The organism is Kribbella sp. NPDC051936 (genome assembly GCF_040680955.1).
GTDB lineage: Bacteria > Actinomycetota > Actinomycetes > Propionibacteriales > Kribbellaceae > Kribbella.
This window is the reverse complement of record NZ_JBFAXS010000001.1, coordinates 1086925-1102010: the sequence shown is the minus strand read 5'-3', so window position 1 is coordinate 1102010 and position 15086 is coordinate 1086925. Positions and strand designations below refer to the sequence as shown.

The window sequence follows — 15086 nt, the reverse complement described above, 5'->3', positions numbered from 1 at the left end:
GCTGCACAGATGCGGTATCGCACATTGGGTGGAACCGGGATCGAGGTCAGTACGCACTGTCTCGGGGCGATGATGTTCGGCGCGGTCGGCAACCCCGATCACGACGACTGCGTCCGGATCGTCCACCACGCACTGGACCAGGGGATCAACTTCGTCGACACCGCGGACATGTACTCCGCGGGCGAGTCCGAGACCATCGTCGGCAAGGCGCTCAAGGGCCGCCGCGACGACGTCGTGCTCGCGACCAAGGCGCACTTCCCGCTCGGCGAGGGCCGCAACCGCAGCGGGAACTCGCGGCGCTGGATCACGCGCGCGGTCGAGGACAGCCTGCGCCGGCTCGGCACCGACTGGATCGACCTGTACCAGATCCACCGGCCGGACCACACCACCGACATCGAGGAGACGTTGTGGGTGCTGAGTGACCTGGTCAGCGCGGGCAAGATCCGCGCGTTCGGGTGCTCGGCGTTTCCCGCCGAGGACATCGTCGAGGCGTACCACGTGTCCGAGCGGCGCGGGTACGGGCGGTTCCGGTCGAACCAGCCGCCGTACTCGATGATGGCGCGCGGTATCGAGCGCTCGATCCTGCCGACCTGCCGGCGGCTGGGCATGGGCGTGCTGACCTACAGCCCGCTCGCCTTCGGGTTCCTGTCCGGGAAGATCCGCAAGAACCAGCCGCTCGACCTGTCCGCCCGCGCCGCGCTCACCCCCGACCGGTTCGACCCGGCACTGCCCGCGAACGCGGCGAAGTACGACGCGGTCGAACAGCTGGTCGAGGTCGCCGACGGCATCGGCGTGTCGCTGCCGGAGCTGGCGATGGCCTTCGTCACGACGCATCCCGCGGTCACGTCGGTCATTGCCGGCCCCCGCACGATGGAGCAACTGGAAGGCCTGCTCAAAGCCGCCGACCTGACCCTCGACGACAAGACCCTCGACCGCATCGACGAGATCACCCCACCCGGCACCGACCTCTACCGCGCCGACGCCGCCTGGCAACCCCAATCCCTCACCGACCCCACCCAACGCCGCCGCCCACTCACGGAGCGCTGAGAGCAAGAACGAAGAAGAAAAATTTTGGAGTAGCGGCCGGGTCCGGTCTGCCAGTGACTATCCGGCGCTGGCCGGCTCCGCTCAGCTGTCGCGGGTGAAGCCCACGCGATCGAAGCCGGCCGCACTGGGGGGAGTTCTAGAGGTGGCCGATCGTCTGGTGGAGATGGTTTTCTCGTAGCCGGTTCGGTCGTGGTACTTGCTGCGCTCGAACGGGACGGCGGCGGTGATATCGATATAGGCGGCATCGGCGCCCCAGGTGTGGCTGTCGTGTACGGGGCCCAGCCGCACTCGGCGATTGCGACCCCCGTCGACCGGCGTGGATATCGCGAGCAGGGCGGCAAACGCCGGCTGGGGATGTTCAGGCCCTGGCGGAGGGTTTGCTGGACTAGTTGTGCTTGCGGGGCCCGGTCACACGAGGTGTCGCCGGTCAGCTGGGTTCATGCACCAAGAGCACCCGGTCGGTCGAGCGGCAGATCCCCGACGCGGTCGGGCCGACTGACGCTATACAGATCGGCCAGCATCGTCTGGCTCACCTTCTGCCGCAGGTACAGCAGCACTAGCACCACCTGCGGTACAAGCCGAGCACCGGCGAACGCCCGGAAGCTTCCCTCGACCTTCGAGGACCTGGAAGGCCAATCCTTCTATGCCGGTGCGTCGATCTGTGTTCTGATGCGCTGCCGCCGCGCGGACGACCTTCAGTCGACCACTGAAGCCAGCCACCACTCTAAATTTCTCTTCTTTCTTTGCTGCTCTTTTCTTTGCTTCTTACTTGCCTGACTGGAGGGCTGTCCAGGTGACTGGGCCTACTACGCCGTCGACTACTAGTTGGCGAGTGGTTTGGTAGTCCTTGGCGGCAGTTTCGGTCTGGGGGCCGAATTGGCCGTCTATGGTGACTGTTCGGGTCAGGGCTGCGGTGAGGGTGCGTTGGAGGCGGCGGACGTCGGGGCCGGCGCTGTTCAGGCGGAGGGTGGGTTGGGTGCCGGCGGCGAGTAGTGCGGTCCAGGTCTTCGCGCCGACTACGCCGTCGGCCGACAGGCCGACCTTGGTCTGGAAAGCCTTCGTGGCGTCCGTTGTCGCGGTGTCGAAAACGCCGGACGGTTCGTTGGTGCCGCCAAGGAGACACTGCGCGGCCTTCACCGCGGCGCCGGTCGAGCCGGACTGGATCGTCGGGTACGCCGTGAAGTCCAGGTTGGTACTCGCACACGTCTGCGTGCTATTCACGAACGCATTCGCGGCCGCCTCACCCTTGCTCACCGCGTCGGCCGCGTTCTCGATCGGAGCCGACGTGACACCCGGGAAGAGGATGTAGGTCACGACCGCACCATCCACCCCACCGGACGCCGGGTTCGGGTTGATGCCGAGCTGCTGCGCAAGCTTGTACGACCCCTCGCCGATGATCCCGGTCGGCCCCTGATCGCCGACAACGGCGTACGCGACCTTGTCCTGATACACGACCGCGGCAACGATCGCCCCGCCCACCCCCGCCGTACGGTAGTCCCAGATCGAGCTCGGCAGCGGTACGACGATGAACGGCAGCCCGGCCGAGTTCAACGGCTTGCCGTCGGACTGGTGCCACGACGTGTCCGGCTGGAACGACGGATCGGTGTTCTCGTTGCACTGCGTCGTCCGCTGCCCGTCGCAGTCGATGTCGAGGTCCGCGGTCCAGTGCACCGCGTCTCCCGACCGGCAGACCGCGGCGGTTCTCGAACCGCCGGAGTCGTGGGCGTACTTCCCGTTCGACAGCTGCGACTCGCACGACGCCCTGGCGCGCAGCTGGTCGGCGGTCGGGCCGGCCAGCTCCTCGGCCTGGGAATCGCGGAGCGGGACCAGCAGCGCCATCCCGGCCAGCGCCAAGGCAAGACAGGCGAAACTCACGCGGCGAACCATCGCAACCTCCGAGGGGCGGAACGGAAGATGAAGGTTTTCGCCCAATACATTACAGTCGATGGTTACTAATCAACAGGCCGTACGCTGGTGGCAGCGACAACTGTCAGGGAGGGCGCCATGAGCTTCGACAGGCCGGGCCTGCCGCATCCGGGTCACGAGCTGGATCCGGCGGTGGAGGACACGCTCCGCGAGGAGGGCGTCGAGCTGAGCGGCGACGAGCCCGACATCCCGGAGCACCCGGGCAGCCGGTCGGCCGGCCCGCAGCCCAACCCGCCGCGGCGCCCGCCTCACGACGCCCCCGCCGCCGACTGACCGCCCATGCACCGTGCACTACCGTGGCTGCCCATGACGGGGATGACGCCATGGCGGTGACGATGCGCGACGTCGCGCGCGAGGCGGGCGTGTCCCCGAAGACGGTCTCGAACGTGATGAACGGGTATCCGTACATCCGCGAGGAGACCCGGACCAAGGTGCTCGCGGCGATCGATGCCCTCGGCTACCGGATGAACCTCTCGGCGCGGAACCTGAAGTCCGGCCGGACCGGCGTGATCGCGCTCGCGGTCCCCGAGCTCAGCAACCCGTACTTCGCGGAGCTCGCCGACGCCGCGATCGCCGCCGCCGGCGAGCACGGCCTGACGGTGATGATCGAGACCACCGGCGCCGACCGCGAGCGGGAGCTGACCGCGCTCGCGCGGCCCCGCGGGCACCTCGTCGACGGCCTGCTCTACAGCCCGCTCGGACTCGGCCCCGAGGACGTCGACCAACTGCGCACGCACACGCCGATGGTGCTGCTCGGCGAGCGGATCTTCCACGGACCGGTCGACCACGTGATGATCGACAACATCGACGGTACGAAGGCCGTCGTCCGGCATCTGCTCGACCAGGGCCGGCGCAAGATCGCGGTGATCGGTATCCGCCCCGGCGAACTGGTCGGCACCGCGGCGATCCGGTACGGCGCGTACGCCGCGACACTGCAGGAGTACGGCGTCGCCGTCCCCGAGAAACTGGCGGTGTCGGGCGGGAAATGGCACCGGTCCAGCGGCGCCGACGCGGTGGCGGAGCTGCTCGCCCTGGGACACGACTTCGACGCCGTCTTCGCCCTCAACGACACTCTCGCGCTCGGCGCGATCCGGGCGCTGGCCGCCCGCGGCGTGCGGATCCCGGACGACGTGGCGGTGGCGGGCTTCGACAACATCGACGAGGCCAGTTACAGCAGCCCGACCCTGACCACGGTCGACCCGGACCGCGTGCACATCGCCCGGACCGCCGTCGACCTGCTGGTCGAGCGGATGGCCGGCGACGTCTCCGAGCACCGCGAGATCGTCTCGCCGTACGTGCTCCACACCCGCGAATCCACCCTCGGCGCGAACTGAATCAAAATGCGCGGCGCTGTCCTAACGGTTCACCGGCGCAACTCGGCCAGAGTTCCACCGGGCCTGGAGTGTGACGAGTTCTCTGGTGAACGCACTCAGTTTGTTGTCGTCGACCAGTAGCTTCGACGGCCTGAAACTGCTGCTCCAAAGCTCTCGGACGGACTGACTGTCCAGCTTCTTGTCCATGACCAGCCGTAACAATCCATGCTCCTCGGTGTAGTACTGGTCAGCGAGAGATTCCGCCCTGAGCAGCCTTTCGGGGTCGTAAGCCTTGAGGATCTCCCTGAGCTCCTTCGTGAGTGCGAGCTGGCGTTCCTTGGCCAACTGGCGTTCGTCAAGTCTCACTGGAGCGGCGGGGCCGGCGTCCACCGATGACTCGCGAACGCACTCGTCCTTCTTGAGGGCATGGGCGATGAAATCGTCGAGAACGCGCACCGCGGCATTGCGGGCCGCCTTCTCCGGACCACCGGCAGGATCGTCCGCGGTCGGTCGCACTTCCAGATGCGGATTTCCTCTGCGGGCGTCGAAACCTGTGGAGGAGAACGCATGCTCGTCGATCGCGGTTTCGATGGCTTGTCTGTACAAGGCCGCAGCCGTCTGACGGCTCAACGGGGTCGTCCCCAGCTCGACCTCGGCGAGCGCGGGTGGGAGCAACAGCAACAGCCAGCCCGGGTTGTGGGCGTGAAGCAACGATACGATCCCGTGACCGAGAGCAGCACCCGCGGTCCAGAACGCCTTTCCGGCAGGCGTGAGCTTCGTGCCGTCGTAGCCCGGTTCGCCTGCGAGCCGGGCAAACTCGGTCAGCGGATGGCCCAGCTCGCCGGCGATTCGTTCCGGAATGGCGTAACAGTCGATGTGGTGCGACCTCCCACAGGTGCAGGGATCCGAGAACGTCGGATATGTCCCTGTCGTCCGGGAGGCATCAGAAGCCTCGCCCGGAAGTCGAGGGATGCCGGCGTCCACGAAGACCGCGTTGTGCCCGGGCTCTCCGGCAGCTCCCCTGTGCCCGCGGTGCACGTGACCACCCACGATCAGTCCGGCGCCGACGCCCTCGTCGAAGACCGCAACAACAGCACCGTCCTCAGCCCGGGTTCGCCGGTCCGGCCGGTACATCTCACGCAGGGCGATCAGATTGACGTCGTTGTCGAGCACGACGGTCAGTCCACCCCCGAGCGCCTTCCTGATGTCGTCCGCCAAGGGCGCGGCCTGCTTCCAACCGGAATGCGGTGCCTCCATCACCTTGCCGCGATGGACGTGACCAGGCACCTCCACTCCCACCCCGAGGATCCGGGCGTCGGATCGCCCGTCCTGCCATTGCATCGTCATCTGCTTGGCGAAGTCGCCGACCTGCTCGGCGATCTGAGCCCAGTCCTTGTCCTCGGCGAGAGTCCGGCTCTGTGACTGGATCAGCCGCGCGCTGAGGTCCCGAATTGTGCAGGTCACCGTGTGCAGGCGGTTATGGCTGATCGAGATGTGCACACCGACCATGGCCCACAGATGGCTCCCGAGCATGTAGCGCTCGGGTGGACGACCACCACTGCTCGGCCCGGTGTACACAGCCCGCTTCGAGATCAGGTGGGCCTTTTCGAGAGCGGCCAGCGCCTTCGACAGCGTGGCAGCCGAGTATGTCGATCCGTCTCCCGGGCCGACCCGCCTGAGCAGGTCGCTGCGCAGACAGCCGTCAGGAGCCGCGATCGCAAGCTCCTGCAGCACGGCCCCCAGCACCTGCTGGCTGACCTTCTCGGACGGCTTCGGATCCGAAGGGACCACCTTGCTCAGGTGCTCCTCGAACCCGATATGCCCTGACGTCACCATCGCCCTCAACTCTCTTCGCCTCAGCAATAGTCAGGCAGATCCTACTACCGCCTAGCAGAAGAGGTGAATAGGTGCTTGAACCTGAGAAAAAACTAAGCTTAAAGCTCGTACAGAGGGTTATCTTCTTGACAAAGTCTATCTTGTAGAAGGAACCTCGTTACATGGATACCACTTCGACACTGGACTACCGAGCGAGCGCCATGGTCGGTGGATTGAAGCTCACGAAGCACGCACGCGTCCGGATGACCGAGCGACAGATCGACGACGCTGAGGTCGTTGCCACCCTGACCGAGACCGCGAACGCCCAAATCGTTGACGCCCGGAGCATCACGATCTTCGGCACCAACGGAGTGGCCGTGGTGCTCAATCGAACGATGACCACGATTCTGACCGTCCTTCCCCGCGGGGTGACCCCTCAGCGCTGGCGCGGCCGCGACGAAGGGCTGCGGGGCTACCGCCGTGACCCCTGCAAGCGACGTGATCGCAGTCCACGGCGCTCGTGGTCCGGCCACAGTCGACGCTGGGGTGCCCAATGACGGTTCGCCGGTCCGATCAGGAGGTAGGCGAGAGTCCATGATCCACTACGAGATCGTCCTCAGTCCGGCAGCGAAGCTGTTCGTACTCGCGCTCGGGAGTCAGTCCGAGCGTGCGGCGCTGGCCGACTGCCTCCGGGAAGACCTGCCGCTCGACGGCCCGAACAGCCGGAGCGCCTACCACTTCGAGTTATGGGACGGAGGCCGGCGCTACTACGCAGTCCCTCTCCACCTCGGCGGGATCGTCGCGGTCTGCCGACCGCTCACCGAGCAGGAACTCGAACGACTGCGGCACGAGCAGGACCGGAAGGTCGCCCGGTCGGGTTACCTGGTCATCAGCCTGCTGACACCGGAGTCCGGCTTCCAAACTCGCTGACGGGAACCGTCAGCCCGCCGGATTGGCCGCATACGCGAACAACAGGACGCCGACCACGATGACTGCCGCCGCATACCCGAATTGCCGCCCCAAGGCCTTGAACCTGATACGAGTCTCGTAGTAGTTGGCATAGTGGACGACATTCTCCGCGGCCGCACGCAACTCGGCCGCCCGCCGGAGGTCGGCCTCGTCGACCACGGCTTCCCGGACCAGTTCGTTAGCCTGAATCAACCGCCGATAGAGCTGCTGAACGCTCTCGGCGACCTGAGCATAGAGCTCATGCTTGTAGACCTCGATCTCCTGAAGCAGCGCGCTGCTCGAGGCCGCACCTTCCAGCTGCGCCTGGAAGTCGTCGACGCTCAACTGGGCGAGCGTGATCCACTCGTTCGTCAAGATCTGGCTCGTCCGCATGATGAGGTACGCGACGCCGCACACAGCGAGCAGCACACCGCCGACGCTTACCCACAACCGCCAGGCGGTGAGGCTCAGCGAACCAAGGCTGGTGAGCTGCAGCCCGGCAACCAGAAGTCCACCGAGGCCGGCTGCCGCCGTGAGTAACCACCTGGCGGTCGACCGCAACGTCTCGGTCGCTGCCGCGAAGGTCACTGCCGGCACGGTCGAAGCCTGCTCTTTCACCGGCACCGGGATCTCCTTCACCGACGGATCGACGACTCTGTCGTCGACGGGTCGTCGTCGAGCGGACCCAACTGCTCCGGCGGCAGCGACCGCAGCTCCGCGCGCTGCGCGTCGTACATGATCCGCGAGAGATTCTGGGTGACCAGGAACTCGACGAACCTCTGCGAGACCGGCACGACGATGCCGACCTGAAGACCGCCATTGGTCAGGACAAGAAGCTCGCCGGCGACACCGGCTGCGTCGATTCGGCGGGCAGACAGGTCCCCTACCCGGATGGTGCTCGACCTGGTCATCTGCCGCCCGTCCGGCGAGGCAGCGCCGAGCTGGGCGCCAAGGTGCCGCAGCATTGCGGCGGTCGGTGGACCGACGTCCTCGGCCAGTCGATCTGTCGGATGCCCGGTCCGCGTTTGGGACCTGTACTCGTCACGACCCGTTCCGTCAGCACTGGAAACGGTGCCCTCAAGGGTCGAGAGCGGGGCCTGACCGACCATCTCCGCCTCACCCTCGGCGACGTCCTTCGTGACCTGGGACCAGTTGCGGTCGACGAGATGCTCCACCCAGGCTTGGCCTGCGGGGATCACCACCGCGATCAGGGCACGGTTACGGGTGAGTCCGACCAGCTGGCCGTTTCGCGCGTGCTGCTCGAGCACGGATCCCCGCAGGTCGCGAATCTTGATGGTCTTCACGGCTCCTCCTCTCCAGAACTGGGCGGCCTGACGAGCATAACCAGCCTGTCGACGGTTGTCTACGCTCGTCGACAACCGTCGCCACCACCTCCACCAACCTCTGTGCGTCCGGACTGCACTCACCGAAAGCGACCGAACCGCCGACCCGTTGACGAAGCCGAGAGGTCCAGGCATGATCTCTACACCGATGTAGTACATCGGTGTAGATCCGTGCTCCACTCCGCCTGGAGGACAGATGCGCCCAGACTCCCCTCCCTTCCGTCCCGGGCGTCGAGCAGTACTTGGTGGCCTGCTCGGCGCCCTCGCTCTGACCGGTTGCGGCACGCTCCGCGGCAAACCCAAGGTCCGCGAGTGGAACCTGTTCGGCGGCGGCGACGGTGCCCGCCTGCTGCAGATCCACCAGCAGTACGTCGCCGAGCACCCGGACGTCGCGTTCGAGGCCCACACCCTCGCCTGGGGCCCGCCGTTCTACACGAAACTCGCAATGTCCGCGGCCGGCGGCCGGGCGCCCGAGGTGGCGACGCTGCACCTGTCGCGGCTCAAGGGTTTCAGCCCGACCACGATGCTCGACCCGATCCCGGTGGAGCTGCTCGCCGACGCGGGTGTCACCGAGTCCGACTTCCTGCCGACGTCGTGGGACCGCGCGGTCGTGGACGGCAAGCTGTACGCCGTACCGCTCGACACGCACCCGTTCGTGCTCTACTACAACACCGAGATCTGCCAGAAGGCCGGGCTGCTCGAGGCAGACGGCCGCATCAAGACCGTCAAGGGCGTCGACGCGTTCCTCGAGATGCTGAAGGCGGTCAAGGACGTGACCGGCAAGTTCGCCGCGTCGGTCGAGACCACGAACCCGTGGCGGCTGTGGTGGACGTTGTACGGGCAGCTCGAGGGCAAGTTCTTCGACGACACCGGCACCCGGCTGATCCTCGACGACGCCAAGGCGCTGGAAGCCCTGAGCCTGATGGCGAAACTCGCCGCCGACGGTCTCACGCCACGGTCGTCCAACTACTCGGCCCTGGTCGCCCAGTTCAGCAACGGCGACGCCGGGCTGAGCTTCAACGGTGAATGGGAGGTGACGACGTACCAGACCGCCAAGATGCCGTTCAGCATGGCGCCGTTCCCGGTCGTGTACGACGTGCCGAAGTTCGCCGGTGACGCGCATACGTTCGTGCTGCCGCACCAGAGCAACCGGAACAAGGCCGACACCAAGGCGACCGTCGAGTACGTCGCCTGGATGCTCAAGCACAGCGCCGACTGGGCGGCCGGCGGTCACATCCCGGCGTACCAGCCGGTGGCGAAGAGCCAGGACTACCTGGACCTCAAGCCGCAGGCGGAGTACCGCAGCGTGGCGCCGGACGTGCTGTTCGACCCGGACGCGTGGTTCAGCGGGTCCGGTGCGCAACTGCAGAACGAGGCCGCCGCGGCGTTCAGCGGCGTGTTCTCCGGTCAGGCGACGCCGAAGGCCGCGCTCGCGCAGTTCAAGGCCGCAACCCAGAAGCTCCTCGACACCCCGTCACCGGTCTAAGGAGGTCGGTCATGGCCGTAGAGACACCCTCGCGCCTCACCACCGGTACGCCGCCGGGCGCGGCGAAACCGGAGACCGGGCAGCCGTGGAAGGAACGCTGGGGCGGGCTGTTCTTCGTCGCGCCGTTCCTGCTGCTGTTCGCGCTGTTCATGCTCTGGCCGATCGTTTCCGGTCTGTGGAACAGCTTCTTCAACACCAGTCTGGCCGGCGTCAAGCACGAATTCCTCGGCCTGCAGAACTGGCGGGACCTGTTCGGTGACCCCGCCGTCTGGTCGTCGCTGAAGAACACCCTCGTCTTCACCGCGATGAGCACGCCGCCGCTGGTGATCATCGCGCTCGTCATGGCCCTGCTGGCCAACCGGCGCGGCGTGCTGGGCTGGCTGCTGCGCTTCGCGTACTTCGCTCCGTTCGTGCTGCCCGCCACGGTCGTGACGCTGATCTGGGTGTGGATCTACCAGCCCGGGTTCGGCCTGGTGAACGGCCTGCTGACGGCCGGCGGCTTCGCCGAGATCGACTGGCTGAACACCGAGAACCGGGCGATGCTCGCGGTGGTGATCACGACCGTCTGGTGGACGGTCGGATTCAACTTTCTGCTGTACCTGGCCGCGCTGCAAGGGATTCCCGCGCAGGTCTACGAGGCGGCCGCGATCGACGGGGCGAACGGGCGGCAGCAACTGTTCCGGATCACGCTGCCGTTGCTCGGCCGGACCACCGGCCTGATCATCGTCCTGCAGCTCGTGGCGTCGCTGAAGATCTTCGACCAGATCTACCTGATGACCAACGGCGGACCGAACTATGCGACCCGGCCGATCATCCAGTACATCTACGAGTCCGGCTTCACCAGCTACCGGATCGGCTACGCGTCCGCGATCTCGTACCTGTTCTTCGCGGTCATCGTGATCGTCGCGGTGGCGCAGTTCAAACTGTTCTCCGGCCGGGGGGAGGAAGCATGACGACCGCAACGTTGCCAGTAGCAACCAGAACGCCGCGCCGCAGGCAGCAATGGACCTTCCCGAAGGCCGCGAGCGCCGTCGGTGCGGTGATTCTCGCCGCGGTCTGGCTGGTTCCGTTGCTCTGGGCGCTCGACACGTCGTTGAAGCCCGAGCCGGAGACGACCCGGGCGCCGATCACCTGGTTGCCGGAGGCACCTACCACCGGCGCCTACCGGAGCGTGATCGAGCAGGGCGACCTGATCCGCTGGTTCCTGAACAGTACGGTCGTCTCGGTGCTCGTGACCGCGTTGACGCTGGTCGTCTCGGTGCTCGCGGCGTACGGCTTCTCGCGGACCACGTTCCCCGGGCGGCGGGTGCTGTTCGGGCTGATCATCGCCGGCATCCTGGTGCCGCCGCAGGTGCTGATCGTGCCGCTGTTCCAGGAGATGACCGGCCTCGGCCTGGTCGACACCTACTGGGGCATCGTGCTGCCGCAGGTGGTGGCGCCGGTGATGGTGTTCGTGCTGAAGAAGTTCTTCGACGGCATCTCCCGCGACTACGAGGACGCCGCCCGGGTCGACGGCGCGTCCCGGTGGCGGATCGTCTGGAGCGTGATGGTCCCGATGTCGCGGCCGATCCTGGTCGCGGTCGGCATCTTCACGTTCATCGGGGCCTGGAACAACTTCCTCTGGCCCTTCATCGTGACCACCGACCCGTCAATGATGACGATCCCGGTCGGCCTCGCCAACGTGCAGGGCTCGTACGGCCTGCGCTACGCCCAGATCATGGCCTCGGCCGTCCTGGGCGGTCTTCCTCTGCTGATCGTCTACGCCCTGTTCCAGCGCCACGTCGTCCGCGGTGTCGGCGACGCGGGGATCAAGGGCTAGCCGCTGCTCTGCCCTTGCATCTCCCACCCCACCGCCCCGGTCATATCGAATCACCACGACAGGAGCCACCTGGTGCCCACTGCCCATCTCACCATCGATCCCGCGTTCACGATCGCGCCCGTGAACCGCCGGACCTTCGGAACCTTCGTCGAGCACATGGGCCGGTGTGTCTACACCGGCATCTACGAGCCCGGCCACGCGACCGCGGACGAGGACGGTTTCCGCAAGGACGTCCTGGAACTGACCCGCGAGCTCGGAGTTTCCGTGGTCCGCTATCCCGGCGGAAACTTCGTTTCCGGTTTCCGCTGGGAGGACAGCGTCGGTCCGCGCGCGGAGCGGCCGCGGCGGCTCGACCTCGCCTGGCACAGCGTCGAGACCAACGAGTTCGGTCTGGACGAGTTCAGCCGCTGGTGCGCCAAGGCCGGCGTCGAGCCGATGATGGCGATCAACCTCGGGACCCGCGGCGTCCAGGAGGCGCTCGACCTGCTCGAGTACGCGAACCACCCCGGCGGTACGGCGCTGTCCGATCTGCGCGAGCAGCACGGCGCGGCGCCGTACGGGATCAAGCTCTGGTGCCTCGGTAACGAGCTCGACGGCCCGTGGCAGGTCGGGCACAAGACGCCGACGGAGTACGGACGGCTCGCGGCGGAGACCGCGCGGGCGATGCGGATGATCGACAAGGACCTCGAGCTCGTCGCCTGCGGCTCGTCGTCGTCGCGGATGCCGCTGTTCGGCACCTGGGAGCGCGACGTGCTGCGGGAGACGTACGAGTTCGTCGAGTACATCTCCTGCCACGCGTACTACGGCAACGACGACGGCGACACCGCGTCGTTCCTGGCGTCCGCGGTGAACATGGACCACTTCATCGATTCCGTGGTGGCGACCGCGGACCACGTCGGAGCGGAACTCAAGAGCAGCAAGAAGATCGGCATCTCCTTCGACGAATGGAACGTCTGGTACGGCGACCGCTCCCGCCGCACCGACGGACCGGGCGAGGCGTGGGAGGTGGCGCCGCGGCGGATCGAGGACGAGTACAACGTCACCGACGCGGTGGTGCTCGGCAACCTGCTGATCTCGCTGCTGCGGCACAGCGACCGGGTCGGGGTGGCGTGCCTTGCGCAGCTCGCGAACGTGATCGCGCCGATCATGACCGAGCCCGGCGGCGCGGCCTGGCGGCAGCCCACGTTCCACCCGTTCGCGATCACCTCGCGGCTCGCGGCCGGGCAGGTGCTCCGGATCGAGACCGACTCGCCGCTGGTGTCGACGGCGAAGTACGGCGACGTGCCCGCGGTCGACGCGGTCGCGACCTACGACGACGGCCAGATCGCGCTGTTCGCGGTGAACCGCTCGTCCGAGGGCCCCGTCGAGGTCACCGTCGACCTCACCCGGGCGGGCGTCACCTCGCTCGACGAGGCCGTCATCGTCCACGATGACGACCCGCTCGCGACCAACTCGGCGGCGCACCCCGACCGCGTGACGGCCCAGCCGTTCGAGTCCGCCCGGCTCGCCGACGGCAAGCTGACGATTACGCTACCGGCGATCAGCTGGACAGCGCTTTCTTTGTCGACGAACTGAACCTCGGGCCTCAGACTGTGGGCCGTGAGCACACAGTCCGATCTTGCCGAGACGACCCGTCTCGAAGCCTTCAGTGACGGCGTCTTCGCGATCGCGATCACCCTCCTCGTCCTCGAACTGCACAGTCCCGAGCTCGAGGAGGGTGAGCGGTTGTGGCCGGCGCTGCTGCACGAATGGCCGCAGTTCGCGGCGTACCTGACCAGCTTCGCGATCCTCGGCATCATGTGGGTCAACCACCACTCGATGTTCCGCCAGATCCGGCGCGCGGACCGCGGGCTGATGTTCCTCAACCTGCTCCTGCTGCTGTGGGCGACGCTGCTGCCGTTCCCGACCAGCCTGTTCGCGGAGCATCTCGAGGACGAGTCGAGCAACGCGCACGTCGCGGCCGCCGTCTACAGCGCGAACCTGACGCTGGCGGCGATCGCGTTCAGCCTGATCTGGTGGCACGTCCTGCGCAACCACCTGGTCGACCACGACATGTCCAAGGCGGAGGTCCGCAAGTCGCTGCTGCGCTACTCGATGGGCACGGTCGTCTACGGAGCCTGCATCGGCATCTCGTTCGTGTCCGCCCAGGTGACCCTGCTGATCGTGTTCCTGCTGGCGCTGTACTACGGGTTCGAGCAGGTCAGGACGCGCGGCGGAACTGCGTGATGTAGATGCCGGGAGCAACCTCTACTTCGCCGACCGTGGCGTAGCCGCGCGACGTGTAGAGGTTGACGGCGGGGATGTTGGCCGAGCCCGTCGACACCAGGCTGACCGCGCGTGGTTCGATCCGGTCGAGGTGATCCAGGAGGGCTCGGCCGTGTCCGCGGCGGGCGTGCGCGGGATCGACGATCAGGCGGTCGATCTCCACGGTGTCCGCCGAGGTCTCGTAAGCGACCGCCCCGACCAGCGTGTTTCCGTCGTACCGCCCGAGCCAGTGTTCGGTCGACGACATCAGGCCGTCGAGGTCCTCGCGGAGCGGCGGGATGCCGTCGAAGCCGATCAGCTCGGCCTCCACGGCGTACGCGGCGTGCTGGATCGTGAGCAGTCGCTCGGCGAGCGTGCGGTCGGTGACGTCGAGCGGCGTGATCACAGCCGCCAGGTTACGCGGCCTTCCAGTAGCCGAGGGATTTCACCCGGTGCTTCGGGACGGCGAGGTCCTTCACGACGTACGACGTCAGCGCCCGGGTGGTGACGGTGTCGCACGCGATCCACACGTAGGTGTCCGGCGTGACGAGCTCCTGGAGGCCGGCCTTAACCTGCTCGACCAGCTGCGGCCGCGGGACGGCCCGGAGGTCGTGGTGGTCCTCGACGCGGAACGGCAGCTCGTGGTCGGCGTCGTGGGTGGTCTCGAACCAGATCGTGGCCGGCAGCTGCGGGGCGACCGCGAGCAGCGAGTTGATCGCCGGCAGCGACGCCGGATCGCCGACCACCAGCATCCGCGGCGGCAGCGGATCCGGCGCCTCGAAGCCGGTCCCCTGCACTGTCGCCTCGATCGTGTCGCCGGGCTCGGCTCTGCGCGACCAGTCGCTCGCGCAGCCGTCGTGCAGCGCGAACTCCAGGCTGAAGGTGCCGGCCTCGACGTCCGGGTCGACGAGCGTGTACGCGCGCTGGTGCGGCTTGCCGGCTTTGTCGAACCACAGCCGCACCCACATCGTCGGGTGCACGCCCAGCGCGCGCAGCAGACCGCCGTCGGTGAAGTGCACCCGGCGGTACCGCTCGGTGACCTGCTCGGCGCCGGTCACGGTGAAGGTGAAGTCCTTCGCCCGGAACAGCTTGAGCACCACGCCTTCCCAGCCATGCCTCACGATGGACCTCCAGCGAGAATTGCG

The 15086-nt window shown here is 67.1% G+C and carries 17 protein-coding genes; 10 read left to right on the top strand and 7 right to left on the bottom strand.

Annotated features, from left to right (window positions below):
- The first annotated feature begins 9 nt into the window (after nucleotides 1-9).
- Nucleotides 10-1047, top strand: a complete 1038-nt coding sequence (locus AB0L64_RS05530) for an aldo/keto reductase (RefSeq protein ID WP_363707984.1) — start codon at nucleotides 10-12, stop codon at nucleotides 1045-1047.
- Nucleotides 1048-1128: 81 nt separating this feature from the next.
- Here AB0L64_RS05530 and AB0L64_RS05525 read toward each other — a convergent pair whose 3' ends face one another.
- Entirely contained in the window at nucleotides 1129-1335 is a 207-nt protein-coding gene (locus AB0L64_RS05525) for a hypothetical protein (RefSeq protein WP_363707982.1), read from the bottom strand.
- Nucleotides 1336-1812: 477 nt separating this feature from the next.
- Entirely contained in the window at nucleotides 1813-2922 is a 1110-nt protein-coding gene (locus tag AB0L64_RS05520) for a peptidoglycan-binding protein (protein ID WP_363707980.1), read from the bottom strand.
- A gap of 129 nt (nucleotides 2923-3051) precedes the next feature.
- Here AB0L64_RS05520 and AB0L64_RS05515 point away from each other — a divergent pair, with 129 nt between their 5' ends.
- Together AB0L64_RS05515 and AB0L64_RS05510 are read left to right on the top strand one after the other, a co-directional pair.
- On the top strand, nucleotides 3052-3246 hold the full coding sequence (locus AB0L64_RS05515; RefSeq protein ID WP_355699855.1) for a hypothetical protein: 195 nt from the start codon (nucleotides 3052-3054) through the stop codon (nucleotides 3244-3246).
- Between the two features lie 50 nt (nucleotides 3247-3296).
- A complete protein-coding gene (locus tag AB0L64_RS05510; RefSeq protein ID WP_363707978.1) occupies nucleotides 3297-4307 on the top strand; it encodes a LacI family DNA-binding transcriptional regulator in 1011 nt (336 codons plus the stop codon).
- Nucleotides 4308-4328: 21 nt separating this feature from the next.
- Here the strand turns inward: AB0L64_RS05510 and AB0L64_RS05505 are convergent, their stop codons facing one another.
- Nucleotides 4329-6122 carry an ROK family protein gene (locus AB0L64_RS05505; protein WP_363707976.1) on the bottom strand — a complete coding sequence of 598 codons (1794 nt, stop codon included), beginning with the start codon at nucleotides 6120-6122 and terminating at the stop codon, nucleotides 4329-4331.
- Between the two features lie 161 nt (nucleotides 6123-6283).
- Between AB0L64_RS05505 and AB0L64_RS05500 the strand changes: the two genes are divergently transcribed.
- A complete protein-coding gene (locus tag AB0L64_RS05500) occupies nucleotides 6284-6658 on the top strand; it encodes a DUF4258 domain-containing protein (protein ID WP_363707974.1) in 375 nt (124 codons plus the stop codon).
- 37 nt (nucleotides 6659-6695) lie between these two features.
- Entirely contained in the window at nucleotides 6696-7031 is a 336-nt protein-coding gene (locus AB0L64_RS05495; RefSeq protein WP_363707972.1) for a hypothetical protein, read from the top strand.
- 9 nt (nucleotides 7032-7040) lie between these two features.
- Here AB0L64_RS05495 and AB0L64_RS05490 read toward each other — a convergent pair whose 3' ends face one another.
- Both AB0L64_RS05490 and AB0L64_RS05485 read right to left on the bottom strand, forming a co-directional pair.
- Complete coding sequence (locus AB0L64_RS05490) at nucleotides 7041-7688, bottom strand: hypothetical protein (RefSeq protein ID WP_363707971.1); 648 nt, start codon at nucleotides 7686-7688, stop codon at nucleotides 7041-7043.
- On the bottom strand, nucleotides 7685-8353 hold the full coding sequence (locus AB0L64_RS05485) for a hypothetical protein (RefSeq protein ID WP_363707969.1): 669 nt from the start codon (nucleotides 8351-8353) through the stop codon (nucleotides 7685-7687). The genes AB0L64_RS05490 and AB0L64_RS05485 overlap by 4 nt, the downstream gene beginning before the upstream one ends.
- 235 nt (nucleotides 8354-8588) lie before the next feature.
- Between AB0L64_RS05485 and AB0L64_RS05480 the strand changes: the two genes are divergently transcribed.
- The 5 genes from AB0L64_RS05480 (at nucleotide 8589) to AB0L64_RS05460 (ending at nucleotide 13923) form a co-directional block, all read left to right on the top strand.
- The gene (locus tag AB0L64_RS05480; RefSeq protein ID WP_363707967.1) at nucleotides 8589-9878 is read left to right on the top strand and encodes an extracellular solute-binding protein; all 1290 of its coding nucleotides are present in this window, start codon (nucleotides 8589-8591) and stop codon (nucleotides 9876-9878) included.
- An 11-nt stretch (nucleotides 9879-9889) separates the two neighbouring features.
- Nucleotides 9890-10831, top strand: coding sequence for a sugar ABC transporter permease (locus tag AB0L64_RS05475; protein WP_363707965.1), 942 nt, complete (start codon nucleotides 9890-9892; stop codon nucleotides 10829-10831).
- Nucleotides 10828-11697: a carbohydrate ABC transporter permease gene (locus AB0L64_RS05470; RefSeq protein ID WP_363707963.1), complete on the top strand. Its 870-nt coding sequence runs from the start codon at nucleotides 10828-10830 to the stop codon at nucleotides 11695-11697. Before AB0L64_RS05475 ends, AB0L64_RS05470 begins: the two co-directional genes overlap by 4 nt.
- Nucleotides 11698-11769: 72 nt before the next feature.
- The gene (locus AB0L64_RS05465; RefSeq protein WP_363707961.1) at nucleotides 11770-13272 is read left to right on the top strand and encodes an alpha-N-arabinofuranosidase; all 1503 of its coding nucleotides are present in this window, start codon (nucleotides 11770-11772) and stop codon (nucleotides 13270-13272) included.
- 24 nt (nucleotides 13273-13296) lie between these two features.
- Nucleotides 13297-13923, top strand: coding sequence for a TMEM175 family protein (locus AB0L64_RS05460; protein ID WP_363707959.1), 627 nt, complete (start codon nucleotides 13297-13299; stop codon nucleotides 13921-13923).
- On the opposite strand, the gene AB0L64_RS05455 is transcribed toward AB0L64_RS05460, so the two are convergent.
- The gene (locus tag AB0L64_RS05455) at nucleotides 13898-14347 is read right to left on the bottom strand and encodes a GNAT family N-acetyltransferase (RefSeq protein WP_363707957.1); all 450 of its coding nucleotides are present in this window, start codon (nucleotides 14345-14347) and stop codon (nucleotides 13898-13900) included. The genes AB0L64_RS05460 and AB0L64_RS05455 overlap by 26 nt on opposite strands.
- A gap of 10 nt (nucleotides 14348-14357) precedes the next feature.
- Nucleotides 14358-15062: a siderophore-interacting protein gene (locus tag AB0L64_RS05450; RefSeq protein ID WP_363707955.1), complete on the bottom strand. Its 705-nt coding sequence runs from the start codon at nucleotides 15060-15062 to the stop codon at nucleotides 14358-14360.
- Between the last annotated feature and the right edge of the window lie 24 nt (nucleotides 15063-15086).

What these genes read in the sequence shown, in the direction of transcription:
- AB0L64_RS05530 (WP_363707984.1), top strand. Translation starts at nt 10, where the DNA reads ATGCGGTATCGCACATTGGGTGGAACCGGGATCGAGGTCAGTACGCAC.
- AB0L64_RS05515 (WP_355699855.1), top strand. Translation starts at nt 3,052, where the DNA reads ATGAGCTTCGACAGGCCGGGCCTGCCGCATCCGGGTCACGAGCTGGAT.
- AB0L64_RS05510 (WP_363707978.1), top strand. Translation starts at nt 3,297, where the DNA reads ATGGCGGTGACGATGCGCGACGTCGCGCGCGAGGCGGGCGTGTCCCCG.
- AB0L64_RS05505 (WP_363707976.1), bottom strand. Translation starts at nt 6,122, where the DNA reads ATGGTGACGTCAGGGCATATCGGGTTCGAGGAGCACCTGAGCAAGGTG.
- AB0L64_RS05500 (WP_363707974.1), top strand. Translation starts at nt 6,284, where the DNA reads ATGGATACCACTTCGACACTGGACTACCGAGCGAGCGCCATGGTCGGT.
- AB0L64_RS05495 (WP_363707972.1), top strand. Translation starts at nt 6,696, where the DNA reads ATGATCCACTACGAGATCGTCCTCAGTCCGGCAGCGAAGCTGTTCGTA.
- AB0L64_RS05480 (WP_363707967.1), top strand. Translation starts at nt 8,589, where the DNA reads ATGCGCCCAGACTCCCCTCCCTTCCGTCCCGGGCGTCGAGCAGTACTT.
- AB0L64_RS05475 (WP_363707965.1), top strand. Translation starts at nt 9,890, where the DNA reads ATGGCCGTAGAGACACCCTCGCGCCTCACCACCGGTACGCCGCCGGGC.
- AB0L64_RS05470 (WP_363707963.1), top strand. Translation starts at nt 10,828, where the DNA reads ATGACGACCGCAACGTTGCCAGTAGCAACCAGAACGCCGCGCCGCAGG.